This is a genomic window from Cytophagales bacterium, assembly GCA_033344775.1.
Classification (GTDB): Bacteria; Bacteroidota; Bacteroidia; order Cytophagales; family Cyclobacteriaceae; genus JAWPMT01.
Genome location: JAWPMT010000001.1, coordinates 425,716 through 448,416 on the forward strand (window position 1 = coordinate 425,716; position 22,701 = coordinate 448,416).

Genomic DNA, 22,701 nt, shown 5'->3' on the forward strand with positions numbered 1-22,701 from the left:
TAATTATGTGGGATTACAAATAAAAGGTGAACTGAACGCCCATTGGGCTTATTGCTAATTCGTCCACGAACTTTAATAGTTGCTTTCCGTGATTGTTTTGGACCAGATAAAAACCAATATCAAATACGAATAAGAAAGCCCCTTGCAGGACCAATGACTGCCCGAAGCCCTTCAGGCGATTCTGATTCGTGTTTTTTGCACGTTGCTGCAAGTAAAGTCCACCCGCCATGTATGCCAGGTCCAGTCCGGCATTGAACAACAGGATCTTTTCCATGGAATGTTGGGCCTGTATCGTCTCACTGAGCATCAAGCCCGATGGATCAGTTGTCGCTGCGCTATAATACCCTATTCCTGCAAGTGTAAGGTTTACCGTATTCCAAAAGCCATTCATTTGATGAAAGTACTTCCTTGAGCCTGCTGCCCTGGAGGCAAGGATCGGACTGGAAGCCAAATTGGCCAGTCCCAGGTACCAAGAACGATCATCCCCTTTTTATTCAGATCCAACCGATTCGTATTGAAGGATTCCAGCGATTGCGACCAACAAGCAACACTGATCAAAAAGGCGATTTGGAAGAGTAATAATCGTTTATTCATCAATTCATTAAACACATCACGCACGAATTAGTTATCTCCATATGAGTTCAACGAAAGAACAAAAGATCTACATCATTGGAGCGGGCATTAGCGGGCTGATTGCTGCCCTGAATCTTGAAAAAGCTGGCTTTCACCCCATCATGTTAGAGAAAGATAAGGCCGTCGGCGGCAGGGTTCAAACTGATCAGGTTGATGGCTTTTTACTTGATCGAGGATTTCAAGTGCTTTTGGAAGCTTACCCTAAAGCCCAGGAATACCTCGATTACGATAATCTGGAATTGCAGCCCTTAAGTAGTGGCGCCGTACTATTTTCAAACGGTAAAGGTGAATATTTTGGAGATCCGTTACGTGAATCAAAATTCCTGTTTCCAACCATCACTTCTTCGGCTGGCTCTCTCTCCGACAAATGGAAAATCTTCCGACTGAACCGCAGCTTACAAGGAAAAGACCTGGATGCGGTTTTTGAGCATAGAGAACAAACGACCCTTGACTACTTGAAGGATTATGGTTTTTCTGATAAGATCATACATTCCTTTTTCCGGCCCTTCTTTAGTGGCATCTATCTTGAACCAAATCTGGATACTTCCAGCCGCATGTTCGAATATGTCTATAAATTATTTGGGAAAGGTCGGGCCATGATCCCAAAAGGTGGCATTGGCGCTATTAGTGACCAACTGAAATCGAAGTTGTTAAATACAGAGATCCGACTTTCTTGTACGGTCGACAAGGTGGAATCAGGAATGATCACGCTGAGCAATGGTGAACAATTGAAAAGTGACTTCACCATCATTGCCAGCAACCCTGGCACATTACTGGCAAACTATGCCAGTACGCTCCTCTGGAAATCGTGTGACAATCTATACTTCAAAACTCCAACCCGAACGATCAAAGATCCGGTCATTGGATTGAGTAAACATGAAGACAGCTTTGTCAACAACATCTTCTACCCAACCAGTGTAGCTACCACTGAAAAAGGGAATGAGGAATTGCTGTCGGTTACCGTCGTAAAAAAACATGAACTTAGTCCAGAGGCACTTATAGAACAAGTTACCCAGGAGTTGCAATCGATCTTCGGCATCTCCGGAATAGAATTTTTGAAACACTACCCCATCAGTATGGCACTCCCCAACTTACAGGATTTGCAATACAATCGGGAGAGTCGGGAAAGCCTGTTGACCGAACATATAGCCATCGCTGGCGATCATCAATTGAATGGCTCGTTGAATGCCGCCATGATCTCTGGTGAAAATGCGGCAACAGCGGCCTTGACTGCCATCAACAAGGAACTGATCCCTATGTCATGAAGAAACGCAGACTTGGATTTGTGTTGATTGTATTGATGTTTATCCTCTGGTTTGGAAATCCATCAGAACAGTAATATCTGGATTCGGTAGCGAACGATTTCGGAAAGGTCCATCACGGCATGGCTCTGAACGCCGCGCAACTGGCTACTATGGGAGAAAGTAACTACCATGAATTTCTGATTGCCAGCACAAACGAATATGCGTCTGGCAATATTCAGGTCGCTTACTTCGGGATCGCTTTTACCACCTTTTATCTGGGCAGTTCCAGAAAATCAATTTCATCAGCTAAACCCCTTAAATCTACTTAGACATGCTACAACCTTTACCACCAGGATATCAAAAACACATTCATTATTTTGAATTTGAAATAGCTGCCTCTGAAGCCGCTGTTTGGGAATGGTTGAATGACACAAGGACATTTACAGATACGCAGGTTTGGCCTTACAAAGTTGAGTTCTATAGCCCGGATGAAAACACTCCCAATGGATTTTACGAAGGTGTGCTAACCACCCATACGGGACCTTTCGTCAACTTCCCTGGGGAGCTGGTAAAGATCGATGAAAAATACCGTGATCTTCAGTACTACTACGGCAGCTATGCCATCCATCCGCATTGGGTCCGACCTTTCCGATTAGAATTCTGGACTTATTCAATAGAATCAGGTACCCAAATCAAATGTGCTTTGAGTAGTTATGTCAAACCCTGGATCTTCAAATTTTGGGCATGGTCACAACGACTGTTCTGGGGCCGCTTTCAGCGTTGGTCAACTCGTCAGATCTTGAAAATCGAAAAAGGTGCTAAGCGAAAGTTACAGTCTGCTTCGTAACTCCTGGCCTTTAAACAAGTCTGATGGTAGAATCGATTTTTGGTAATACCAAAATTACGTCCAGGAATGTATCAGGGACGTAATTTTGTAACACTTCGCTAGGCCTCCCTAAACATCAACCATCCCATGGTCATGGTCCAGGCAGTCGTTCCGAAAATGAAGATCCTGAATCCGGCTACATCAGTCAAAATAAATCCCGTGACCAGGGTCAACAATGCTGCAATTACCAGTCCAATGCCGAAATAACCTATCCAAACAGGGAATTGTCTGGTTTTTACCGTAGCGATTGACCAAAACAAAGTGGAGACACCCACCCCAGTCATAAATATGTAATCATTCGCCAGATTGAAAAAGTGATTGTAACGAAAGATGGGCTTCAATGAGGCAATCACTTCAGGGCTGGCATCTGCATATGAAGCTACGAATTGCATCAATACCAGACCATTCAACGCCGCGGCCATCATCACAGCGAACAATCCAAATAACATGAATGAAAATCCAATCCGGGATAAAAAAACCGACGCTTGTAAACGCACCATAATGCCCCAGTATCCGTAAGCAACAAAGGGAATAGAGAACAAAGCAATGGAATGAGCAATGATCCCCATATTGACAATCATCAGTAAATGATCAAAGTCTCCACCCACTGGATGTAAGACCATGGTCACAATCATAAGGAAAGATCCGATCAGCAGAGAAAGCCCGGCACTTTTTAAGTTATTATTATTCATGCGTTAATAATTTGAGTTTGAAGCAAACCTAGAGGGAGCCTCAGGTTTTCACACTTGATCCAAATCAAGAAATGTCAGAGATGCGTTTTCTTACTCTACTCAGCGTTTCTGGGGTCATACCAAGATAAGAGGCAATGTACTTGAGGGGAAAGGTTTGAAGCAACTGAGGTTGATTGTTCAGTAACTGAAGATACCGCTCATCTGGCCCCCGTTCTTTGCGAAAAGCATCATGTTCAGGATTGCCCAGGATCTTGCCCAATTGAAAAAAGACCGGTGATCGACCAATCAGATCATGCAGGTCATGGATGTTCAAAATGAGAGTTTCTGTATCCTCAAAAGCTGCAATCTTGTATTTTGAAGGGGCTCTGGCCGTAAAACTAGCCTGGTCCACCAGCCAACTTCCCCGGACATACAAACCAGTAGTTTGCTGATCCAATGCTGCATTGAAAAAATAGGAATAGACGCTTCCTGTTTCCAGAAACCAGAAACAACTGCAAACTTCTCCCTGGTCAAGCAACAGTGTACCCTTCTTATAGAACTTCGGTGACAGAGCATTGCGAACCGTATCTATCTCATCTTCGGTGAAGGAACCAATGGATCGAATCGATTGCAAAAAAATATCTATCATGAGAAACACCAAAATAGCGCATAAAAGACAAGTTTTTTGAAACTCAAACAAATCTGTTTTGGTTGAAACGGGGCTTTTAGCTGTTCACACAAGTTCATGGCAGGTGAAAGTCGTTAATTTTTTATATTTCAACATCTGTTGCAAATGCCTAGGATCGTTAAATTAATCTTGTTCATCATATTTTTTGCGTGTCAGTACTGGCCATCGCACGGTCAGTCTTTGGATAGCCTAAAAACGTTACTTACCCAAAGTAGTGGAACGGCAAGGATTGAATTATTACATACCTTATCCAGAAATCTCCGGTGGAGTCAGCCCGATGAGTCGCTGAAATATGCTACTGAAGCCCTGAAATTAGCGGAACTTCAGCAAAACACGCCCTTGCAAGCCACTTCCTACCGGTTAATTGGTGGCGCTCATTATTACCTAGGAAATTATGAAAGCTCGCTGCTGTACAGCGAAAGATCATTGAATATCGCCGAGTCCATTGGGGATACTTCCCTTATGATCACCAACCTCAACAGCCTCGGCATTGATAATTACGATCTTGGCAATTACGAGGCTTCGATGCAATACTTTTTGGAGGCTGTGGATTTGATGAATGCCAATGGTGGTAAACTTCGCCGGGCCATCGTTCTCAATAATATCGGGTTATTATTTGAGCAAGTTGGTGATGCTGAGCAAGCCCGTAGTTTCTCTCTGATGGGGCTTGGTGTTGCCAAAGAAAACAACAATACCAACGTACAGGTATATTCCTACAATGGGATAGGTATTTCTTACATGATGGAAGACAACTACACCCTGGCACTTCAATACCTGGATAGTGCACAAAAAATTGCTAAACAAGTCAACAACCGGATATGGGGGTCTGTCGCGCATAATTATTCAGGAGAAATTTACCGTCTGCTCAAACGATACGATTCCGCTGAATATCATTTTGGAACAGCACTTCGATTGAGTGAAAGCGTTGGTGATCAAAAGCGAATTGCTGATGTATATACGAATCAGGCCAGGTTGTGTCTGGTGCTTGGCAATCTGGAAAAGTGTTTGTTCTATCTGGACAAGAGTCAGGAGCTTGCTGCAACCTACAACTGGCGCAAACTCTACCTGGACAATCTGAAGCTCTATGCAGATGTCTACAGTACTTTTCATATGCATCACAAAGCCATAGAAAGTCAGGCAGCTTACGTGGAGTATCGTGATTCGATCTATAATGATATCATGAACAGAAATCTGGAATTGATCCCACTGAAACTATCTGAACAAAAGGACCGCATCCGCCTGTCGCAACAACAGGCCGCGCTGGACGCACAAAGGGTCGCTAATTTAGTGTATCTAGCCATTATTGTCATTGCCATCCCTATCGCCATCCTGTTGTTCTATTTGTTGCGTAAAAACAAGAAGCAGAACAAGGTCCTGGAGGCCAAAAACGAAGAAATCAGGCAGACACAGGACCTGTTGGTCAAATCCGAAAAAATGGCCTCATTAGGTGTTCTGGCCGCTGGAATCGGTCATGAGATCAACAATCCATTGAACTACATTGAAAATGGCGTTCTGAATATCTCTAATATCCTTAAGGAAGACTTTCCGGATAAGCATTCCCCCACTCTCGACAAATTCATTGATATCGTTAATGAAGGAGTCAACCGGGCTTCTACAATTGTGAATAGCCTTGCCAATTTCAGTCGTAGCGGTCAGGAAAACAATGAGTTTTGTGACCTGGAAGCTATTGCTGAAAACTGCCTCGTTATCCTGTCCAGCAAGACCAAAGGTATCCAGTTCAATAAGGTCTATTCCAATGAAAAGCTCCTGGTCAAAGGCAATGAATCGAAATTGCATCAGGTATGCATGAACCTGCTGGCTAATGCCATTCATGCAGTGTCAAAACAACCCAATCCTACCATTGCAATCAGAACGGAAAAGGTAGGAGATGAATTGGTTTTGACCATCAAAGACAATGGCTATGGCATTGATGAAGAAAATTTATCAAAAATCAGTGACCCTTTTTTCACAACAAAAAGCCCCGGAGAAGGCACAGGACTAGGATTATTCATTGCTCATAGTTTTATCGATGAACATAATGGCCGTTTAGAAGTTAAATCTATTATAGGAAATGGTGCGACCTTTTTGTTACACTTGCCTTTTAACCGACCATGACTATGAGTAAGGAAGAAGAAATAACCATCTTGTACGTGGATGATGAACAAATGAACTTGTTCATTTTTGAAGCGGCCTTCAAGAAAAAATACCAGGTATTGACGGCTGCCTCAGGCAAGGAAGGGCTGGATAAACTTCAGGAAGCTTACAACGACATCATTGTGGTGATCAGCGACATGAACATGCCTGAAATGAATGGTGTGAATTTTATCAAAGAGGCGCGCAAAAGTTACGACAAGGTTGGATACTTCATTCTTACTGGCTACGGGTTCAATCATGAAATAGAGCAAGCATTACAAGAGGAAGTGGTACATAAGTTTTTCACCAAGCCTTTCAAGCCCGAGCAAATCCAGGATGCCATTGACGAATTCAGAGACGTCAAGTTGAGGTCGTAGGCGCAATGCTCCGTTAATTTCAAATGCTCCGCTCACTTTTTTATTCGATTTTAGAAGATCGCACTGTAATACAAGTCCGCTAAAAGCTTCTGATTTTATACTATTTGCCCCCAGCCTCCTTCGAAATGCTCATAAGCTAAGTCATATTTAGCGAGAAATACCACCTTATTTCATCATAGGATGTAACCATTCCAAAACGCCGAAGTATTCCTACAAATAGGAAAATACCTAAATATTTCCTACTTTAGTTTTCCTACAAATAGGAATTTACTTATGAAGAAGTATCCACTTGGTGAATTTGAAGAGATCGTTTTACTGACAGTAGCGGTACTGGATCAGGACGCATATGGATTCAGTATCAAGGAAGAAATTTCTGAAAGACTGGGGCGTAAAGTCAGTATTGGGGCACTACAAACTGCCTTGATCCGTATGCAGGATAAAGGCTACCTGACCAGCCGCAAAGGAGAAGGAAGTACTGCTCGTGGTGGTCGTCCGAAGATGTATTTTCAAATTACCTCCCATGGCATGCGTGCATTGGATTACAACAAAAGTGTCCGATTAGACCTTTGGAACGCCATACCCAACAAAACCCAGTTACTCAATTATGATTAAACGATTAGCAGATCGATTGCTACAATGGTTTTGCAGAGAAGACCTCTATCTATTCATCCGAGGCGACCTGCAAGAAAACTACGATAAGCACATCAAACAGAATTCTTCGTTGAAAGCCGACTGGCTATTTCTAATGGAGGTCCTGTTGCTGTTTCGACCTGCCATCATACAACTACATTTAATCCCGGTCAAATACTCAAACCCAATATCTATGTTCAACAATTATCTAAAAATCACATTGCGCAACCTGCGACGACAACACACCTATGCATTGGTCAATATCATTGGTCTATCAGTGGGAATTGTCAGTCTTTTTTATATCTGGATCTTCATTGAAAATGAATTGGCTTATGATCAACACCATGAGGAAGTAGAACGCATTTTCAGGGTTTCTACTGAAGGAACAGTCAATGGTGAATGGATCACCATGGCAACCTCCCCTCCTGGTCTGGCGAAACGCCTGGCGGCAGATCTCCCTGAAGTGCAGGAAGCGACACGCGTAAGTGGATTTCTGGGGATCAAAAAAAATATACTTAAAGTTGACAACCGCACATTCATGGAGGAAGGCGGCTACTTTGCCGAGCATAATTTCTTTAAGGTACTCACCTATCAACTGCTTAACGGCGACCCTGAAACCGCGTTGAACGAACCACAAAGCATCGTACTCTCTCATTCCCTGGCCAAAAAATTATTCAATGCAACAGATGTACTTGGTCAAACCATTTCCATCACCAATGACTATGGACAACATGATTACAACATTACGGGCGTATTTGAAGACGAAGGTGTCCTGTCACACCTGAATCCAACATTCATCTGCTCCATGAACAGCGGAGCAATTGGCCAATTCGTGATGGGAAGTGATCAAATGGTCGGTAATAATTTTCTATTCACGTATATCAGAACCAATCAGGAGCTTGATCCAACCACCTTACAAGAGAAAATTGCGGATTTTCTGGCCAAATATGTACAAGATGCAAAACACACCCACAGCTTTCTTCCTGTACGGGATATCTATTTGCATGCAGAGGGACGTGGAGACGACAGCCTCGGTGGTGACATCCGCTATCTTTACATTTTAGCAACCATTGCCTTGCTCATCCTGATCATTGCTTGTGTCAATTTTGCTAACCTCGCAACAGCTCAAGCCACCAAAAGAGCTAAAGAAATAGGCGTTCGTAAAACATTTGGAGCCTACCGTCAAATGATCATTAGTCAGTTTCTGGCAGAAGCCATGGTCATGAGCCTTTTAGCTACTTTAGTTTCAGTACTGATTATCGCTTTAACTGCACCCGGATACACCCACCTTACCGGAAAGCCTGTTACCATGGAGGCCATCATTGTCCATGCACCTGTGTTGGTCATCATTACCTTAATCACTGCTTTATTGGCTGGAAGCTATCCAGCATTTTATTTGTCCAGGCTAAAATTACAATCCGCACTACGAAGTGGGTATCGTGGAAGCTCAGGGTCCTTCCTGATCCGCAAGGGCCTGGTGGTTTTTCAGTTCATCATCGGAATCTTGTTCATCATTGGTTCGTTCACCACACTTAGCCAATTGCAATTCATCAAATCACAACCACTGGGATTTCAAGTCGAAAACCAGCTCGTGATTCCATTGCAATCGCAAGAGGCCATCCAGGATCTGGAAAAAGTGAAACAAGCCTTCTCAAGCATTCCAGCTGTGATCAAGGTAGCAGGAACAAGTTATACTCCTGCTGAATTTGTCCTTAGCGATAATCACTACAGAACTACCCCGACACAAGAAGGTGAAGGCATCATCATCCGCCAAAACGATGTAGACTTTGGCCTGATTGAAACCCTGGGCATAGAGCTTATTGCAGGTCGCACTTTTAATCCCGACTTTGCTCAGAATGACTCATCAATCTTGCTGAATGAAACAGCGGTCCGATCTCTTGGACTCACGAACGATGAGGTACTGAACAGAGACATTTATACTTCCGAAGGAGAAGGCATCATTGGCTATCGGGTCATCGGCATTGTAAAAGATTTCCATGCCAATTCGTTACACAAAGCCATCGAACCTTACCTATTTGCTATGCGACCGGGTCGGGCGGCCAGCTCGCTGATCGTCACTACTGCCAATACAAATCCCGTTGAAGTAATCCAGTCACTTGAACGATCGTGGGAGCAACTATTTCCTCAAGTACCATTTGAATTCAGCTTTCTGGACGAACAATTACAATCCAAGTATTCAAGAGATGAAAAATTTGGTCAAATCATCATGATCTTTACCGTGATTGCCCTGGTCTTATGTTTTATGGGAATTTTCGCACTCACTTCATTTAGCATACAGCAAAATATGAAAGCAATCAGCATCAAAAAAGTGCTAGGAGCGCAAGTGGGGACACTATACATTCAGATGGTATCTCGTTTTCTTTTGCTGGTGATCCTGGCCTCCATTATTGCATTACCTATTGGACTCTTCGTAATGAATAAGTGGTTAGCCTTGTTCGCATACCGTATCGAAACAGACCTGGCTTCTGGCCTTGTCCCCGTGATGCTCATTGTGATCAGCACCCTACTAGTGATCAGTCGGAAATTGCTTAAGGTCGCAAAGGTCAATCCTGCTACGATTCTGAGGAGCGAGTAAAGTATTGTTCAAATGATTATTTGCCTGTTGAAGATGCAACAGGCTTTCCTCGCCACCAGGTAGCAAGTGAGGAGCCAGTGATGTTCATCAACGGACCAAATACCGAAGGAGCCAGTCCGATGGTGGCTACTTTTCCCATTTGCAAGGCAATACCAGAGGCCAGTCCTGAATTCTGCATCCCTACTTCAAAGGCGATGGTCCGACAGGAAGCTTCATCTACGCCTAAAAGTTTACAGATGCCATACCCAAGTCCGTAACCCATAAGGTTGTGGATCACACAGGCAAGGATCAACAATAAACCAATGTCAAGCAGGTTGTCCCTCCCGGCAGCAGTAATAACGGTAATGATCAGACCAATGGCAATCATAGACACTAAACTTAGGATTTTCTCCATCAAGTCCCGGTTTTGACCAAACAACTTCAAGAAAACCATACCGCTAATCACAGGGATCACAACGAACCAAACAATATCAATCAATGTGTTGGTCAGTAGAACAGCAAAAGCCATATCCTGAGTAAGCAAGGTGATAAGACTTTTCGTAAGAATGACCAATGAAAAAGCAACCATCTGCACAAGTCGACCTTTAGTTCCTGTTTCACTAAAGGCAAAGAGATTGAAAATTAGCCCGGCAATGATCGGCAGGATCACCATGTTCATGATTCCCAACATCATGTTCCAAAAATCAACAGGCACCAGTTCACCAGCAATCAAGTGCATCAAAAAGGGAGTAAGTAAAGGCGCCAATACGGTGGCTACGGCTGTAAGTGTCACACTCAAAGCCACATTTGCTTTTGACAAAAAGGACATCACATTGGATGCAAGACCACTGGGACTTGTTCCGACCAGCACAATACCTGCTGCAATTTCCGGAGGAAAACGGAAGAAGGAAATCAATAACAACGCCACCAGAGGCATGATGGTGAATTGACATAATACCCCTATCAATACCGCTTTTGGTGCCATGATCACCCCTCTAAAGTCCTTTAAGCTCATCTGCGATCCCATCCCAAACATGATGATCTGTAACAAAGGAATGATCAGCCCTTTCAATTCGAAAGACCCCACACGAATAAAGAATTGTGGGTAGAACATAGCCATGCTGACAGACGCCAGGATCAGCACGGTGTAAGTAAATCCTTTCGCAAAATCACTGACTCGAATGCCAATGGCTAGCATCACAAAACCAAGGATTACAGCAATTCCTGTGAGTCCCTCCCACTGGTCAAGAATTCCAATCAGAAGTAATACGGCTCCTAAGATCAATAATGATTTTTGTAGATTCTTCATGTACCCATTAGCTCGATGATGTATTCAGCCAATAGGCATAGGCCTCGTTTTGATCCCAAATTTTGAAAAATATCACCCTCCATTAACTTTTGGCTGAATCTTTTGATCAACTAAGTTATTAGCGTCATCGACTTGCCAGCTAATATAAGCTACTTCAAGGTAGCAGCTAAATTCCTCATCGGGTCATTACTGCTCGCTTCAGTATGATCAACTGATCCCTTTGACGGATACGGATCAAATACGTTCCAGTCTGGAGGTCACTTACGTCAATAAGCATTTGATTATTTGAAGAACTGACCTCATACCTTTCACTTGTCACCAGGCGACCGGCCAGATCTAATATCTCTATCGATACAGGTGTAGTAAAGTCATTTGTTTGAAGTTCTACCGTCATTTCCTGCTCGATCATGGGGTTAGGAAACAACTTCGCCTTGAATTGACTTCCGTTTGGAGCATACTCCACTACTATAATATCAGAATATTCAAAAGCACCATCAAAATCAACTTGTCGCAATCGATAATACTGTACCCCCGGAATCGGGAATCGATCCTCGTAATGATAGACGTGGACTTCATCTGTCGATCCATTTCCGCTCACTTCAGCCAACACTTCGTAATTAATTCCATCTAATGATCGCTGTACTTCAAAAAAGTCATTGTTCAGCTCTGAAGCAGTACTCCATTCTAATGAAACACTATTTTGTTCGATTCCTGCCTCAAAATACAGCATTTCAACAGGCAGCGGATTCGTATCGTCTTTTGATGTAGCCAATGTTACTGGAGAAAAGGAAGTCATCGGGGATGCTGCTGTGACCGTACCCGAGGAGAAAGCTGCATTTCCTAAATCTTCCCACACCGATCCATTATAATGCGCTACCAAAAGTCGGGATGGTGCATTTACGCCACTCGACCCATCATAAAAGAGTGTTGGAATGACGTTGGTTGAGCCATTATCTCTGGTCAGGTCCCAATGCTCCAACCCACTCACACGTACAATGTCACCTGCCTTGGTAGCCGTCGCCGATGCACTGGCAGCAAAGCTGTATTGACCCGTATATTGATCTGCAACATCTCCTGATTGAGGTTGAATTCCTAACCTCGCATAGCGACTTCCTTCCCCTATAGGAAAGACAAAATCATCATCACCTATTTTCGAAACGGCACCGGCAACAAAACTATTGCCATCATTGGAACCTCCGGTTGGGGTGGTTTCTGCAACACCATCATATCTAACCGTGGCATTATCATTAAAAGTCAAGGTACCCGTCCCAGGCACAACGATTCCGTCTTGAAAATCCAGGTGACCTGAAATACTAACGTTCGCATTTAGGGTAACATCAGCGGTACCTGCATCAGTGTTATTTACTTCCAAATTTGTAAATCCTGTAGCAGATGAACCACTTATGGTCTGAGCACTGGCACCATCAAGCGTTACTGTTGCTGGAGGTGTAAAAGTGCCATTATTGATCAAATTTCCTGAAAGACTCATGGAAGTCAGTCCAGATAAGTTCAGAGTACTTCCAACCGTGAAATCGCCATTAAGGTCCATTGTACTTATTCCGGTTACATCTATTGCAGCTCCAGATGCGACACTGAAATTACCAGGGATATTGAGATCGGGACCATCATATTCTCCACTGGTTACAACCAGGTTTGTGAATGTCACCGTCTGCGGATCGTTATCGAAAGTATTAGTACTGGCGCCTTTGTCAATTTCTAACGTCGCAACCGTAATCGCATCTGCTTGTGTCTCAGGATCTGTCGTGCTGGTAAAAACTACGGTACCAGAAGCTCCACTGAATGTTCCCTGATCCACATCCAATGCCCCGTCGACACGCAAAGTATTGGTTCCTAAGGTCAATGAAGTACCTGTAGCCAATGTAATTGCTCCGGAAGTCTGTGTACCTGAACCAATGGTAACGGCCGTAGAGGAAGTACTAATATTAACGGCCGCAAAGGTATTATCCCCATCAATCTGTTGCGCATCCGCTCCATTGAAAGTTACCGTTCCTGGGTTACTCAATAAGTTAGAGCTGGCCTGATTATCCCAGTTCCCTGTTACCGTAATTGTATTTGAATTAGCATCGAATGTTCCAGAAGAAGAATTGATCGATAAGTTCTCAATCACCAATGCTCCCGTCAAATCCTTCTCGCCAAAATTATCAAGCGTAAGGCTACCCGCCGAACCGAAGGTCAGGTTACCCGGAAGGTTGGCCGTTGCAGTATTGGAGAAAACAAACGTTCCATCCGCCACATTGAAGTTACCACCACTAGAGGTAAAGCTTCCTCTCAATTCAAGGCTTAGGTCACTGGGATTCTCTAAATCGGTGTTACCTAAAGTGAGGTTTCCAAAAATAATCAGCCCAATCCCCAAGGATTTGTCATGGGAATCCTGTGTAGTACCTCCAATGGTAAGGTTGTTGTATTCCGTGAAAACGGTAGGAAGATTATAAGCCGCATCGCCAAGGTAAGATACAGTCCCGCCATTTTGGCCAAAGAAAGTTGAACCTGAACCTGTATCTACATATCCTTCCAACCCACTGGCATCAATTTCCAGTGTTCCTGTTCCTGTGATTTCACCCAAAGAATGGCCTGATGTTCCGGCAATATCCAGCGTACCGGTCAATGTGATCGATTGTGCCGAATTGGTATTATTGTCCATGGTCATGGTATGACCAGATGAGATGGTTACTGCATTATCGGCACCAGGTACCGATCCTGCAGAAGTAGTGCCTCCATCATCCAGCGTCCAGTTGGTTCCATCATTCCAATCGCAACCTAAAGAACAATCTACTCCGCCTCCTGCACGTGTAAAATAACGTGGGAATAGCAGGTCATTGTTCCCAGCAATCCACTCAGTATTGATCGCCGCGCTGAAGTCTATGGTCCCATTCAGGGTAGCTGAAGCACCAAACTGGTTATTTCCGGCATTTACATTGGTTACAGATGCCACCGGCTGATTCCATCCATCGTCAACACTACGCTCACTGTAGGCCGCATTATAGTCACTTTCAGAACCTTGTACATCGCTATCATCATATTGAAAGACCAAATCAAACGTCACAGCACCACCAATCCCGGTGATGTCCAGGTCAAAATGCCTATTGAGTGTCGTAGCTGAAGAACTAATACTTTGATCGGTCGATACGCCATTTACTGACCTTACCGACAGAGTACCAGTAGAAGCAATTTGATCCGTCGTACCTCCTACTGTAACTGGGGTATACTTATCAACTCCTCCATCTCGCACACCAACAGGAAACACAAGGTCCCAATCTACGTCACTGTCATCCCCATTTTTCACTACTGCAGGAGCAGTTCCAGAGCCGTCCGTTCGGATCATTCGGGTCGCGCCAAAGTCACTGGAAGTTGTTCCTCCGGCATTTCCAGTAATAGTTGCTCCGTCGGAAATGGTCAAATCACCGGAAGAAAGAATAATATTTCCTTCATTCGCAAGTGACAAAGTACCATCAATCGTTACAGCGTTGTTAAAGGTGACGTCCACTCCACTTGCCTTAGCAATGGTCAAATTGTTAAAAGTAGTTGCACCTGTGATGGATTGGGCCGTAGTAGTATTGTCCAATGTCAGGGTATTATTGCCCGAGGTATAGGTTCCAGTGTTATTGAAATTCCCTGCGAGGGTTACTGTGCTTGGAACGGTAAAGGTTCCCGCATTCGAGAAGTCGCCATTGAAATCAATGGTCGTGCTACTGGTTAGAGAAGCTCCAGATGAAATAGTAGTAGTTCCCTCAACGGTTAAAGGTAGTGACGACATGCCCAGAGAGCCGTTGGTAATAGTCAAAGCCCCAGAAACTGTAAAATCAGTAACTCCGGAAGCTGTAATGGAACCACCTGACTTGTCAATAATCAGGTTGTTAAATGTTTCACTTTCTGAGCCATTACTAAAGGTGATGGATTGGGCATTAGCTCCTCCAAAAGTGAAGGTCCCCGTTCCCGGATCAAAATTGGTATTGTTCCTGGTATCCAAAGTCAGGTTTCCTTGCAACTCGACATTAAATGAAGAGGAAGCCAATTCGGTTCGCCTTCCAATATCCAAATCTCCTACGATGACAATATTACCGTCGAGTGTTTTCGAAGCAGGATCTCCTGAGGTTCGTGAAAGGTCGAGGTTGCCATAAGTAACCCCACCCAAAATGGTTTGATTTCCTCCGCTGTAGTCTACGGTTGAGGTAGCATCAAATGTATAGGAACTAAACCCTGAAGGAGCACTTCCGCTACTGCTAACGGTCAATGTAGTACTAGCCGCCATGGTAAAAGTTCCAGTTCCGGATAAGTTAAATCCACCAGTTGTTAATGATCCTGCCGTCATATTAAAGGCTCCAGTCAGACTTACATCATTCGGGAGCGTCAATCCACCGGAATTGGTAAGTGTCAGATTATGATAATTAGTATTGGTTGGCAAAGTATAGGCCATGGTACCACCATAGTCAAGGGTACCTCCTGAAATAAATGCGGAAGCCAAGGTGCCAAAAGTAGGTGTCGTTGCAGTAGTGTGATCAAATGCAAGTGTACCATTTCCTGAAATATCATTTAGGGTAGAAATATCATCAATCTGGCTGTTCAATGTTCCATTGATCTCCACCCCGGATGAAGCCAACCCTGTCGCAGTAGTAATAGTTACTGTATTTCCTGAACAAATGACCACAGGGTCACCTGAACCCGGCTCTATGCCAGTCACTTCATTCCTAACTCCTGCTGCACATTCATCATTGGTCCAGGGTGTAGTAGTGGTCGCGGTATTGTTCCAATCTCCGTCTCTGATGGTATAAAATACTGTAACCGGATTGAAAGCGGCATCTACACCGGCGGTGAAATCACCGGCTATGTTGTCCGATCCCGGATCAGTAAACGTAATTACCTGCCCAGACACATTCGTGGTAGAACCTTCAGTCCAATTGAAGGTTGGAGAACCAGCATTAAGCGCATCCAGGAAATTGGTATCATCTCCACCTTCTACCACATCGGTACTAGTGGAACCATAAGTATAGGTATGCGTAGCTGTCTGTGAACCGTTGAAGCTTGAAGCAGTAACTGACCAATAGAGATTTAACGCGTTTTCTGCATCTGAAACCTGAGGATGTTGTGTGGTAATTAAGGTCACATTGGCTGTAGATCCTGCACCTCCACCAGCAGTCAGGTTAATTTGCGCTGGCAAATAGTAGTCAGTAGCATTGATTGTCGCCCCAATAGGGAATATAAAACCTGAAGTACTCGCATCTGGATAGGTGTAAGTCAATCCTACACCGGCATCCGTCCCACTAACCCGAATCATGTTCGTATTGTCCGCGCCTCCTGGCACGCTGATTCCAGCAAATGGTGTTGTTTGATTTTGGATGGAAAGCCCGTTCTCACCAAGATCATAGATCACATTGTCAGAGATGGTCAATACCCCACTGGAAGATAATGTAGTCGTGCCACTGGTTTGTGTCACCCCGCTCGTATTGCTCAAAGTCAACGCATCGAAGGTTGGATCACCCGTGATCGTGGAACCTTGTAAGCCTATGGGAGTAGTCATGGTAATCAGATTTCCACCTTGATTCAGGGTTCCTTGGGTGTGCGTCCAATCACCGTAGATCGTTAATGCATCAGCTAAAATCAGTGATCCACTGGCTTTATTCACGGTAATATCTCCAAATATTTCACCGTTAGTCGTCAAGGTCTGATCTCCGGTTCCGTTGAAAGTTACGGTTCCACCATCGCCACCGTCGGCTACCTGGATGTTTCCGGAGGTGACCGTCAAATTTCCTCCTACAACTACATTAGCTTCATCATTATTACCCGCGGCTGTCTGATCTACCCTAAAGAAATCAAACCGTCCATTATCAGCGGTATCGTCGTTAAGGTTAATTGTCAGGTTATTAGACACTTGCAAGTCCAGCACCGTCGCATCACTAGAATCTGGAGCGCCATAATCCCCTTCATAATCTCCATCTCCTACTGAGAAATTGTAGAAGGCAATGGATGAATAAGCCGATATATCGTTAGAGGTATTTGTTGTGTTGGTAATACCAGAAGTACCTACATCATGGGCATCTTGCAATACTTTGACTGTACCACCAGTTACCGTAGCATTGGTCACGGCAGAAGTAATACTGATGGCTTTTCCATCACTTGTTTCAGAACGTACAATTTCCAAAATGGTATTGGTACCACTCATCGTGAATGAAGAAGCAGCATTATCTAAGACAAAATCTGCCTCAGATCGGTTTGCTACAGAAGTTACTGAACGGTTATTTGTACTGGTATTTCTCGCAATCGAGACAATTCCATCGTTAGTCAATGAAAAGGCCAAAGCTGTCGATCCATCAATGACATTTGGCCTAATAGCCCCACCGACATTCAAAACAGAACTACTCCCATCTACAGAGATAGAACCAGCAGTACCTTCATATCTTATAGAATTATCGGTTGCATTGTCAGTAACATCTCCTACGTTCAAGCTTCCACTACTGATGGTAATACCTCCACTAAGGATCAAGGTACCTGCGCCAGAAGTACTAAGACTAAAATCAGCAGAACTGTTATTTAAAGTGAGTGCAGATGTGGCTGGAATGGATACATCACCATTATTGCTCAGCACAACAGTCGAGGCAGAACTCACAACCAGGGTGCCATTTTGAAATTCTATAGAAGACTCAGCTACTTCACTTCCCTGATCAGTGATGCTTAATGTGGTTACATCTGCTGTCAACGTAGTTGCCTGTGAACTGCCTACGTTCACGATCAAACGATCAAAGTCTGCAGATCCTGCTCCCGTAATGGATGTATTAGAAGCACTATTGAAGGTGGTGGCCACCGTACTTCCCCCAGTATTCATATCAAAGGTTCCTGTACTCGTCAATGATCCACTAATGGTAAGATTATGACTGGCTGTTCCTGAATTTGCTACATTGAACGTACCAGCTACGGACAGGTCACCAGAAAAGGCAACTGTTCGATTATTGGTTGATCCAAAGCTTAGTACATCACCAGATGCTATTGTGACATTGCCGGTCACTGAGAGGTTACCATTGTTATCGTCACTGATATTGACTGTAGTTCCGAATCCTCCCGAAACATCAAAGGTGCCTGTTATGGTCAAATCTTCATTAGGTAATGTCTTCGTGTTTGCTGAAGCACTCGTGCTGGAAATTACCAGATTATTGTAACTACCACCAGCCGTAGGGATCAAATATCCTCCATTACCACTGTACTCCACCGTACCACCGGAAGCGCCCAGAAAGGAGGACCAGTCCGCGCCGTTTTCACTTGGAAAAGTAGGCGCATCCGTATCTCCGGAAACAATTCGTAAAGTTCCTGTACCCGAAACAGTCCCGAAGGAATGACCTGTCGTAGGTGTTCCTCCATTTTCCCCAATGATCATTACACCATCAGATTCAATAGTAATTGAGCCTGCACTTTGTCCATCTGCATCTATGGTCACATCATCACCTTTGATAATTACTGGTGAATTCGTTCCCGGCGTACGATTGATAGGTGTCGACCCTCCATCCGTATTGGTCCAATGTGCGCCATTGTTCCAATCATGATCCGAAACGCCTGAGATCAGATAGAATGTGGTAATTACACCAGCAAATTCGTCTTCTTCTCCAGCAGTAAAATGGCCATCGGTGAACTCCACTCCTTTTAAGGTGGCTTCATTACTGGCTGCGTTCACTCCGTCAGTGCCATCGGTTGTTTCATCAGAAGTGGTCCACTCAGGATTACTCACATCATATCTGGCAGAAATGTAGCTACTCTCCACACCTCTGATGTCACTATCATCATAGTTGTATGTAAAGTCTGCATTGGTGTCACTAAAATTCCCACCATCATTCACCAACCAATAGAAATCTATATCCAGGGTATTGCTTCCATCAAGTGTAAACTGTGATCCGCCGGTCACCGGTACTACGGTTAGTGCGCCAAAAGAACTTCCCGAATTCAACGCCATTTGAAAGGGCTTATAGGCGGTACCGATCCCGATCGGATAGGTTTTGGAATCTGTACTGGACGTAAATGTCTGGACCATTCCTCCTGAGGAAGAAGCCCCATCAAAGGCCACAAAAGTTGTTGAACCGCCTCCGGTAATGGTAGCTCCTGAAGCTAGTGTAAATGTTCCCGATCCTACATTAAGAATACCTTCTGTCAGGGTCAATGATCCGGTGATATTAAAACTCAGATCTCCAGAAGCTCCATTGGCATCGTTCATGATCAAATTTGAAAGTGTAGCGGTGCCAGTTGATGTGATCGAGTGGCTTGATGCACCACCTGTTAATGCAATGGATCCTGTACCTGTATAACTGCCATTTGCCACCAAATTACCTGCCACTGTATGAGCAAGACTTGCATCCGTTAGGATTCCGGAGTTGATTGAAAGATCGTCGATAGCCAGGGCAGTATTACTAATGGTCAGCGTTTGTCCCCCATCCATATCCACTGCTAAACTCTTGGTTCCCGAACCACTCCATTCCGTATCTATGCCAGGATCGGTAGAACGACTTGTTCCTGTGTACCTCACGGTATAAGTATTGGCTCCCTGTAACGTACCTGTAAGCGTTCCAGCTGATTTAGAAATGACCGAATTGGCATTCATGGTCAGATTTGTACCTGCAGCCAGAGTGCCATTGGTCAAAAAGACCGTGTCCTGAGTCGCCCCAGCTCCTGCCAAATTGACCGTGCCACTACCAGAAACAGTCAGACTTCCGAATGCAGCGTTAGTAGGTACATGTCCATTGGAAATGGTTGCGCTGCCATTGTAATCGACATATGATCCCGAGGCCATTGAATAGGTACCGAATGCATCCGATGTATGACCTGGAAAGTCTGTATCTAGTTTTAAGACGCCACCTGAACCAATGGTGAACGTCCCATCAGTGCCATCATCGTCAAAATTATTGGTACCCATATTCAGGATACCTTGTGTGATGGTAACATCTCCAACCACATAAGAATTGCCCGAATTGATAAAGTTAACTTCCCTGTTACCAGGATCGTTGATCACCCAATTCCCGTAGTTGGTATGTCCTGTATTAATGCTTAAATCAAACCCATCAGCACTTGATGAGGTGGATGTACCATCGCCAAAACCCCAGGTGACATTGGAAAAGTCAATGGCATCGCTACCTAGGCCGTCAAAACTGGCTGTAATTCTCTCGTTTTGGGTATTTCCTGGCTGACTAATGGCCAGTATTTCCCCTGTACCGGTTGATTTTGCAGGATCAATAAAGTTGATATTTACCGGCCCAGTTATATTTACAATTCCGGCTTCTAAATACAGTTGATTCTGATCGGGATCTTGATCAGTCGCAGCCTGAGCATCAAAATTGATGGTGGCATTTCCTCCAAGAATTAATCTCGAATTGTAATCTCTTTGCCTTAGTCGGCCATTTATATTTACGGTTCCTCCAGTGATCTCAAACTCATGATAAGCTGTCGTACTTCCATACGCCGGATTATCATCCTCATCACCCAAAGTAATAACCATGGCACCGTCACCAACACTAAGCGTACCACCCGTCACCTGAAAAATCGTTGGTGCATTAGGGTCTCTTTCTCCAATAAAATCTATGTCATTGACCCCACCGCTGTTTTCTAAACCAATGTTGGTAGTCCCACTAGACATATGAAATCCGGTTCCTTGTCTGATATCCAGCGCACCAGCGATATTTAATATACCCCCAGCTACAACCAAAAGAAAATCATCTGGATCTGTATCATTCGAGTCATCATTAAGCAATACACTTCCGATATTCCCACCACCAATATTCAATTCTCCATCTGTATTTACAGTAACCAGCGAATTGTCCCCTATGACAGACAGAAGATCTTCTTCAGTAGGTGAACCTTGAGCAACTATGCTGGTACCAATATTTAATACCGCAGTACTTGCACTTCCTGTTCCATCTCCTACAGTTAATGTGGAGGTTGTTTCTCGTAATTCTAGGAAGTTGGCAGTATTCTGACTTCCATCGGTAGCAGCAGTCACCAAATTGAAGGTTCCATCGAGGATATTGATGGCACCACCATCCTGCACGATAACCAGATCTGTATCAAGCTGGGTTTGCGCGCTTCCACCAATGTTAACTGTTCCTCCTTCAACACTTAGTGTTCCTGAAACATCAAGCATACTGGACATGTCATCGACATCCTCTGTCTCAATGTTTAAGGTTGCACCCGATTCAACAGTAAGTGTATTTCCTGCTAAAATATCAATACCACCATCCGCGGTAAAAGAAAAGGCAGTGGTAATGTTCCAATTACCAAAATCAATATCAAAATTGGTTCCAAAGTCAGCATTTGTTCCGACTGAGAATACTGCACCGCCGCTTAAAGTGGGCAAAACATCCAAATTCAGGTTTTCTCCATATTCAAGGGTTCCACCAGTCATGGTCAATACTCCATTTAGTAGTTCACTGTTGCCTTCTGCACCAAGATCCTGCGTTCCAACGTACATCGCTCCTGAAGAGATATTAAGGTCCATATATGACGTAGCGTTCTGAAAATCAATGTTATCAGCAATGTTCACTGTACCACCAGCGATATTGAAATCAAAGTCGGTGGACTGATTGGTAATTCTAACAGTCCCCGCTCCCGTAGTAGTGAGGTCACCAATATTTAACGTTCCACCATTGACATTGAGAACCACTCCAGTACCATCTACCTGAAAGACTCGTTGACCATCTGTGGAATTATTAACGTCCACGTTAACCGTTCCGTCGGTCAGTGTGAACGTGGTATTATTTCCTTCAAATTCAAAAGCATTTCCTCCATCTGTGGTGGATGAGCCAAAATTGACAATCCCGGAACTGGTGTTGACGGTCATGGCACCATCGTTCTGCAAATCAAATTGACTCTCTACATTGAAGGTTCCTGTACCTGTATAAGTAAGTGTAATTGCAGCATCACGTACTTCTGCGTTGGCATAGGTACTCGTACCCGATCCTGAGTAGGCGATGTTATTCGTTTCGAAATCTATGGCTGGAGCATAACCATTTGTCGTTACACCAAGCCCAATAGTGCCATCATTAGTGATGTCACCTCGGAAATTGATTACATGTGACCTGGACGCAGATAAGCCTGCGAGCGTCACTCCACTATCTCCTTCTCGATTGGCCATGCTGGCAGTGGACGCGACAGTTACGGCTCCGGTGACCGTCAAAGTAAAACCCGCATCGAGTTCGGCATCATCCGAATAGGGAAAGATCAAAGATCCCGTACCCTGAATGTCCAGAGAACTAATGGTGACTGAATTAGCATTCCCATGATCAGCATTAAAAATCACTTCAACACCTGTTGAAATAATCACATCACCAGCAGTAGGAACTGGATTTCCGCCCCAGGTGGCCGTATTGTTCCAATTGCCACTGACGGTTGCAGTGGTTTGTGCAAAAGAGGTAGTGGTCGCCAACATGGCGACAAGGATGATTAACTTGTCTAAAACTTTCAAAGCGCAGGGTCTTAAATGGGTGACTGTAATTTACATATCCCCTACGCCAAAGGCAAGATGTAGGTAAAAAAATTAATATTTTACCTCAATAATATACAATTCATTA

Annotated in this window: 13 protein-coding genes; 7 read left to right on the forward strand and 6 right to left on the reverse strand. The window is 44.1% G+C overall.

Annotation, left to right across the window (positions count from 1 at the left end):
- Positions 1-13: 13 nt before the first annotated feature.
- Complete coding sequence (locus tag R8G66_01830; protein MDW3191064.1) at positions 14-391, reverse strand: hypothetical protein; 378 nt, start codon at positions 389-391, stop codon at positions 14-16.
- The gene (locus R8G66_01835) at positions 388-594 is read right to left on the reverse strand and encodes a hypothetical protein (GenBank protein ID MDW3191065.1); all 207 of its coding nucleotides are present in this window, start codon (positions 592-594) and stop codon (positions 388-390) included. Before R8G66_01835 ends, R8G66_01830 begins: the two co-directional genes overlap by 4 nt.
- A gap of 41 nt (positions 595-635) precedes the next feature.
- Here R8G66_01835 and R8G66_01840 point away from each other — a divergent pair, with 41 nt between their 5' ends.
- The 3 genes from R8G66_01840 to R8G66_01850 all read left to right on the forward strand — a co-directional run bounded on the left by R8G66_01840 (position 636) and on the right by R8G66_01850 (position 2,724).
- Positions 636-1,898 (forward strand): NAD(P)/FAD-dependent oxidoreductase, encoded by a 1,263-nt coding sequence (locus R8G66_01840; protein MDW3191066.1) that lies wholly within the window; start codon positions 636-638, stop codon positions 1,896-1,898.
- Between the two features lie 119 nt (positions 1,899-2,017).
- Positions 2,018-2,206, forward strand: coding sequence for a hypothetical protein (locus R8G66_01845; GenBank protein ID MDW3191067.1), 189 nt, complete (start codon positions 2,018-2,020; stop codon positions 2,204-2,206).
- 2 nt (positions 2,207-2,208) lie between these two features.
- Positions 2,209-2,724 (forward strand): hypothetical protein, encoded by a 516-nt coding sequence (locus R8G66_01850; protein ID MDW3191068.1) that lies wholly within the window; start codon positions 2,209-2,211, stop codon positions 2,722-2,724.
- 98 nt (positions 2,725-2,822) lie between these two features.
- Here R8G66_01850 and R8G66_01855 read toward each other — a convergent pair whose 3' ends face one another.
- Both R8G66_01855 and R8G66_01860 read right to left on the reverse strand, forming a co-directional pair.
- Positions 2,823-3,455: a hypothetical protein gene (locus tag R8G66_01855; protein ID MDW3191069.1), complete on the reverse strand. Its 633-nt coding sequence runs from the start codon at positions 3,453-3,455 to the stop codon at positions 2,823-2,825.
- Positions 3,456-3,519: 64 nt separating this feature from the next.
- A complete protein-coding gene (locus R8G66_01860; GenBank protein ID MDW3191070.1) occupies positions 3,520-4,083 on the reverse strand; it encodes a Crp/Fnr family transcriptional regulator in 564 nt (187 codons plus the stop codon).
- 144 nt (positions 4,084-4,227) lie between these two features.
- Here R8G66_01860 and R8G66_01865 point away from each other — a divergent pair, with 144 nt between their 5' ends.
- From R8G66_01865 to R8G66_01880, 4 genes are all read left to right on the forward strand, one after another.
- Positions 4,228-6,237: a tetratricopeptide repeat protein gene (locus tag R8G66_01865; GenBank protein MDW3191071.1), complete on the forward strand. Its 2,010-nt coding sequence runs from the start codon at positions 4,228-4,230 to the stop codon at positions 6,235-6,237.
- A 2-nt stretch (positions 6,238-6,239) separates the two neighbouring features.
- On the forward strand, positions 6,240-6,632 hold the full coding sequence (locus R8G66_01870; GenBank protein ID MDW3191072.1) for a response regulator: 393 nt from the start codon (positions 6,240-6,242) through the stop codon (positions 6,630-6,632).
- 273 nt (positions 6,633-6,905) lie between these two features.
- A complete protein-coding gene (locus R8G66_01875; GenBank protein MDW3191073.1) occupies positions 6,906-7,244 on the forward strand; it encodes a helix-turn-helix transcriptional regulator in 339 nt (112 codons plus the stop codon).
- Positions 7,237-9,858, forward strand: a complete 2,622-nt coding sequence (locus R8G66_01880) for an ABC transporter permease (protein ID MDW3191074.1) — start codon at positions 7,237-7,239, stop codon at positions 9,856-9,858. Before R8G66_01875 ends, R8G66_01880 begins: the two co-directional genes overlap by 8 nt.
- 16 nt (positions 9,859-9,874) lie before the next feature.
- On the opposite strand, the gene R8G66_01885 is transcribed toward R8G66_01880, so the two are convergent.
- Both R8G66_01885 and R8G66_01890 read right to left on the reverse strand, forming a co-directional pair.
- Complete coding sequence (locus R8G66_01885; protein MDW3191075.1) at positions 9,875-11,146, reverse strand: bile acid:sodium symporter family protein; 1,272 nt, start codon at positions 11,144-11,146, stop codon at positions 9,875-9,877.
- 175 nt (positions 11,147-11,321) lie between these two features.
- Positions 11,322-22,595 carry a T9SS type A sorting domain-containing protein gene (locus R8G66_01890; GenBank protein ID MDW3191076.1) on the reverse strand — a complete coding sequence of 3,758 codons (11,274 nt, stop codon included), beginning with the start codon at positions 22,593-22,595 and terminating at the stop codon, positions 11,322-11,324.
- Between the last annotated feature and the right edge of the window lie 106 nt (positions 22,596-22,701).

Excerpts from the sequence above, each read along its gene's own strand:
- R8G66_01830 (MDW3191064.1), bottom strand. The coding sequence starts at position 391 with ATGAATGGCTTTTGGAATACGGTAAACCTTACACTTGCAGGAATAGGG.
- R8G66_01835 (MDW3191065.1), bottom strand. The coding sequence starts at position 594 with ATGAATAAACGATTATTACTCTTCCAAATCGCCTTTTTGATCAGTGTT.
- R8G66_01840 (MDW3191066.1), top strand. The coding sequence starts at position 636 with ATGAGTTCAACGAAAGAACAAAAGATCTACATCATTGGAGCGGGCATT.
- R8G66_01845 (MDW3191067.1), top strand. The coding sequence starts at position 2,018 with ATGGCTCTGAACGCCGCGCAACTGGCTACTATGGGAGAAAGTAACTAC.
- R8G66_01850 (MDW3191068.1), top strand. The coding sequence starts at position 2,209 with ATGCTACAACCTTTACCACCAGGATATCAAAAACACATTCATTATTTT.
- R8G66_01855 (MDW3191069.1), bottom strand. The coding sequence starts at position 3,455 with ATGAATAATAATAACTTAAAAAGTGCCGGGCTTTCTCTGCTGATCGGA.
- R8G66_01860 (MDW3191070.1), bottom strand. The coding sequence starts at position 4,083 with ATGATAGATATTTTTTTGCAATCGATTCGATCCATTGGTTCCTTCACC.
- R8G66_01865 (MDW3191071.1), top strand. The coding sequence starts at position 4,228 with ATGCCTAGGATCGTTAAATTAATCTTGTTCATCATATTTTTTGCGTGT.
- R8G66_01870 (MDW3191072.1), top strand. The coding sequence starts at position 6,240 with ATGAGTAAGGAAGAAGAAATAACCATCTTGTACGTGGATGATGAACAA.
- R8G66_01875 (MDW3191073.1), top strand. The coding sequence starts at position 6,906 with ATGAAGAAGTATCCACTTGGTGAATTTGAAGAGATCGTTTTACTGACA.
- R8G66_01880 (MDW3191074.1), top strand. The coding sequence starts at position 7,237 with ATGATTAAACGATTAGCAGATCGATTGCTACAATGGTTTTGCAGAGAA.
- R8G66_01885 (MDW3191075.1), bottom strand. The coding sequence starts at position 11,146 with ATGAAGAATCTACAAAAATCATTATTGATCTTAGGAGCCGTATTACTT.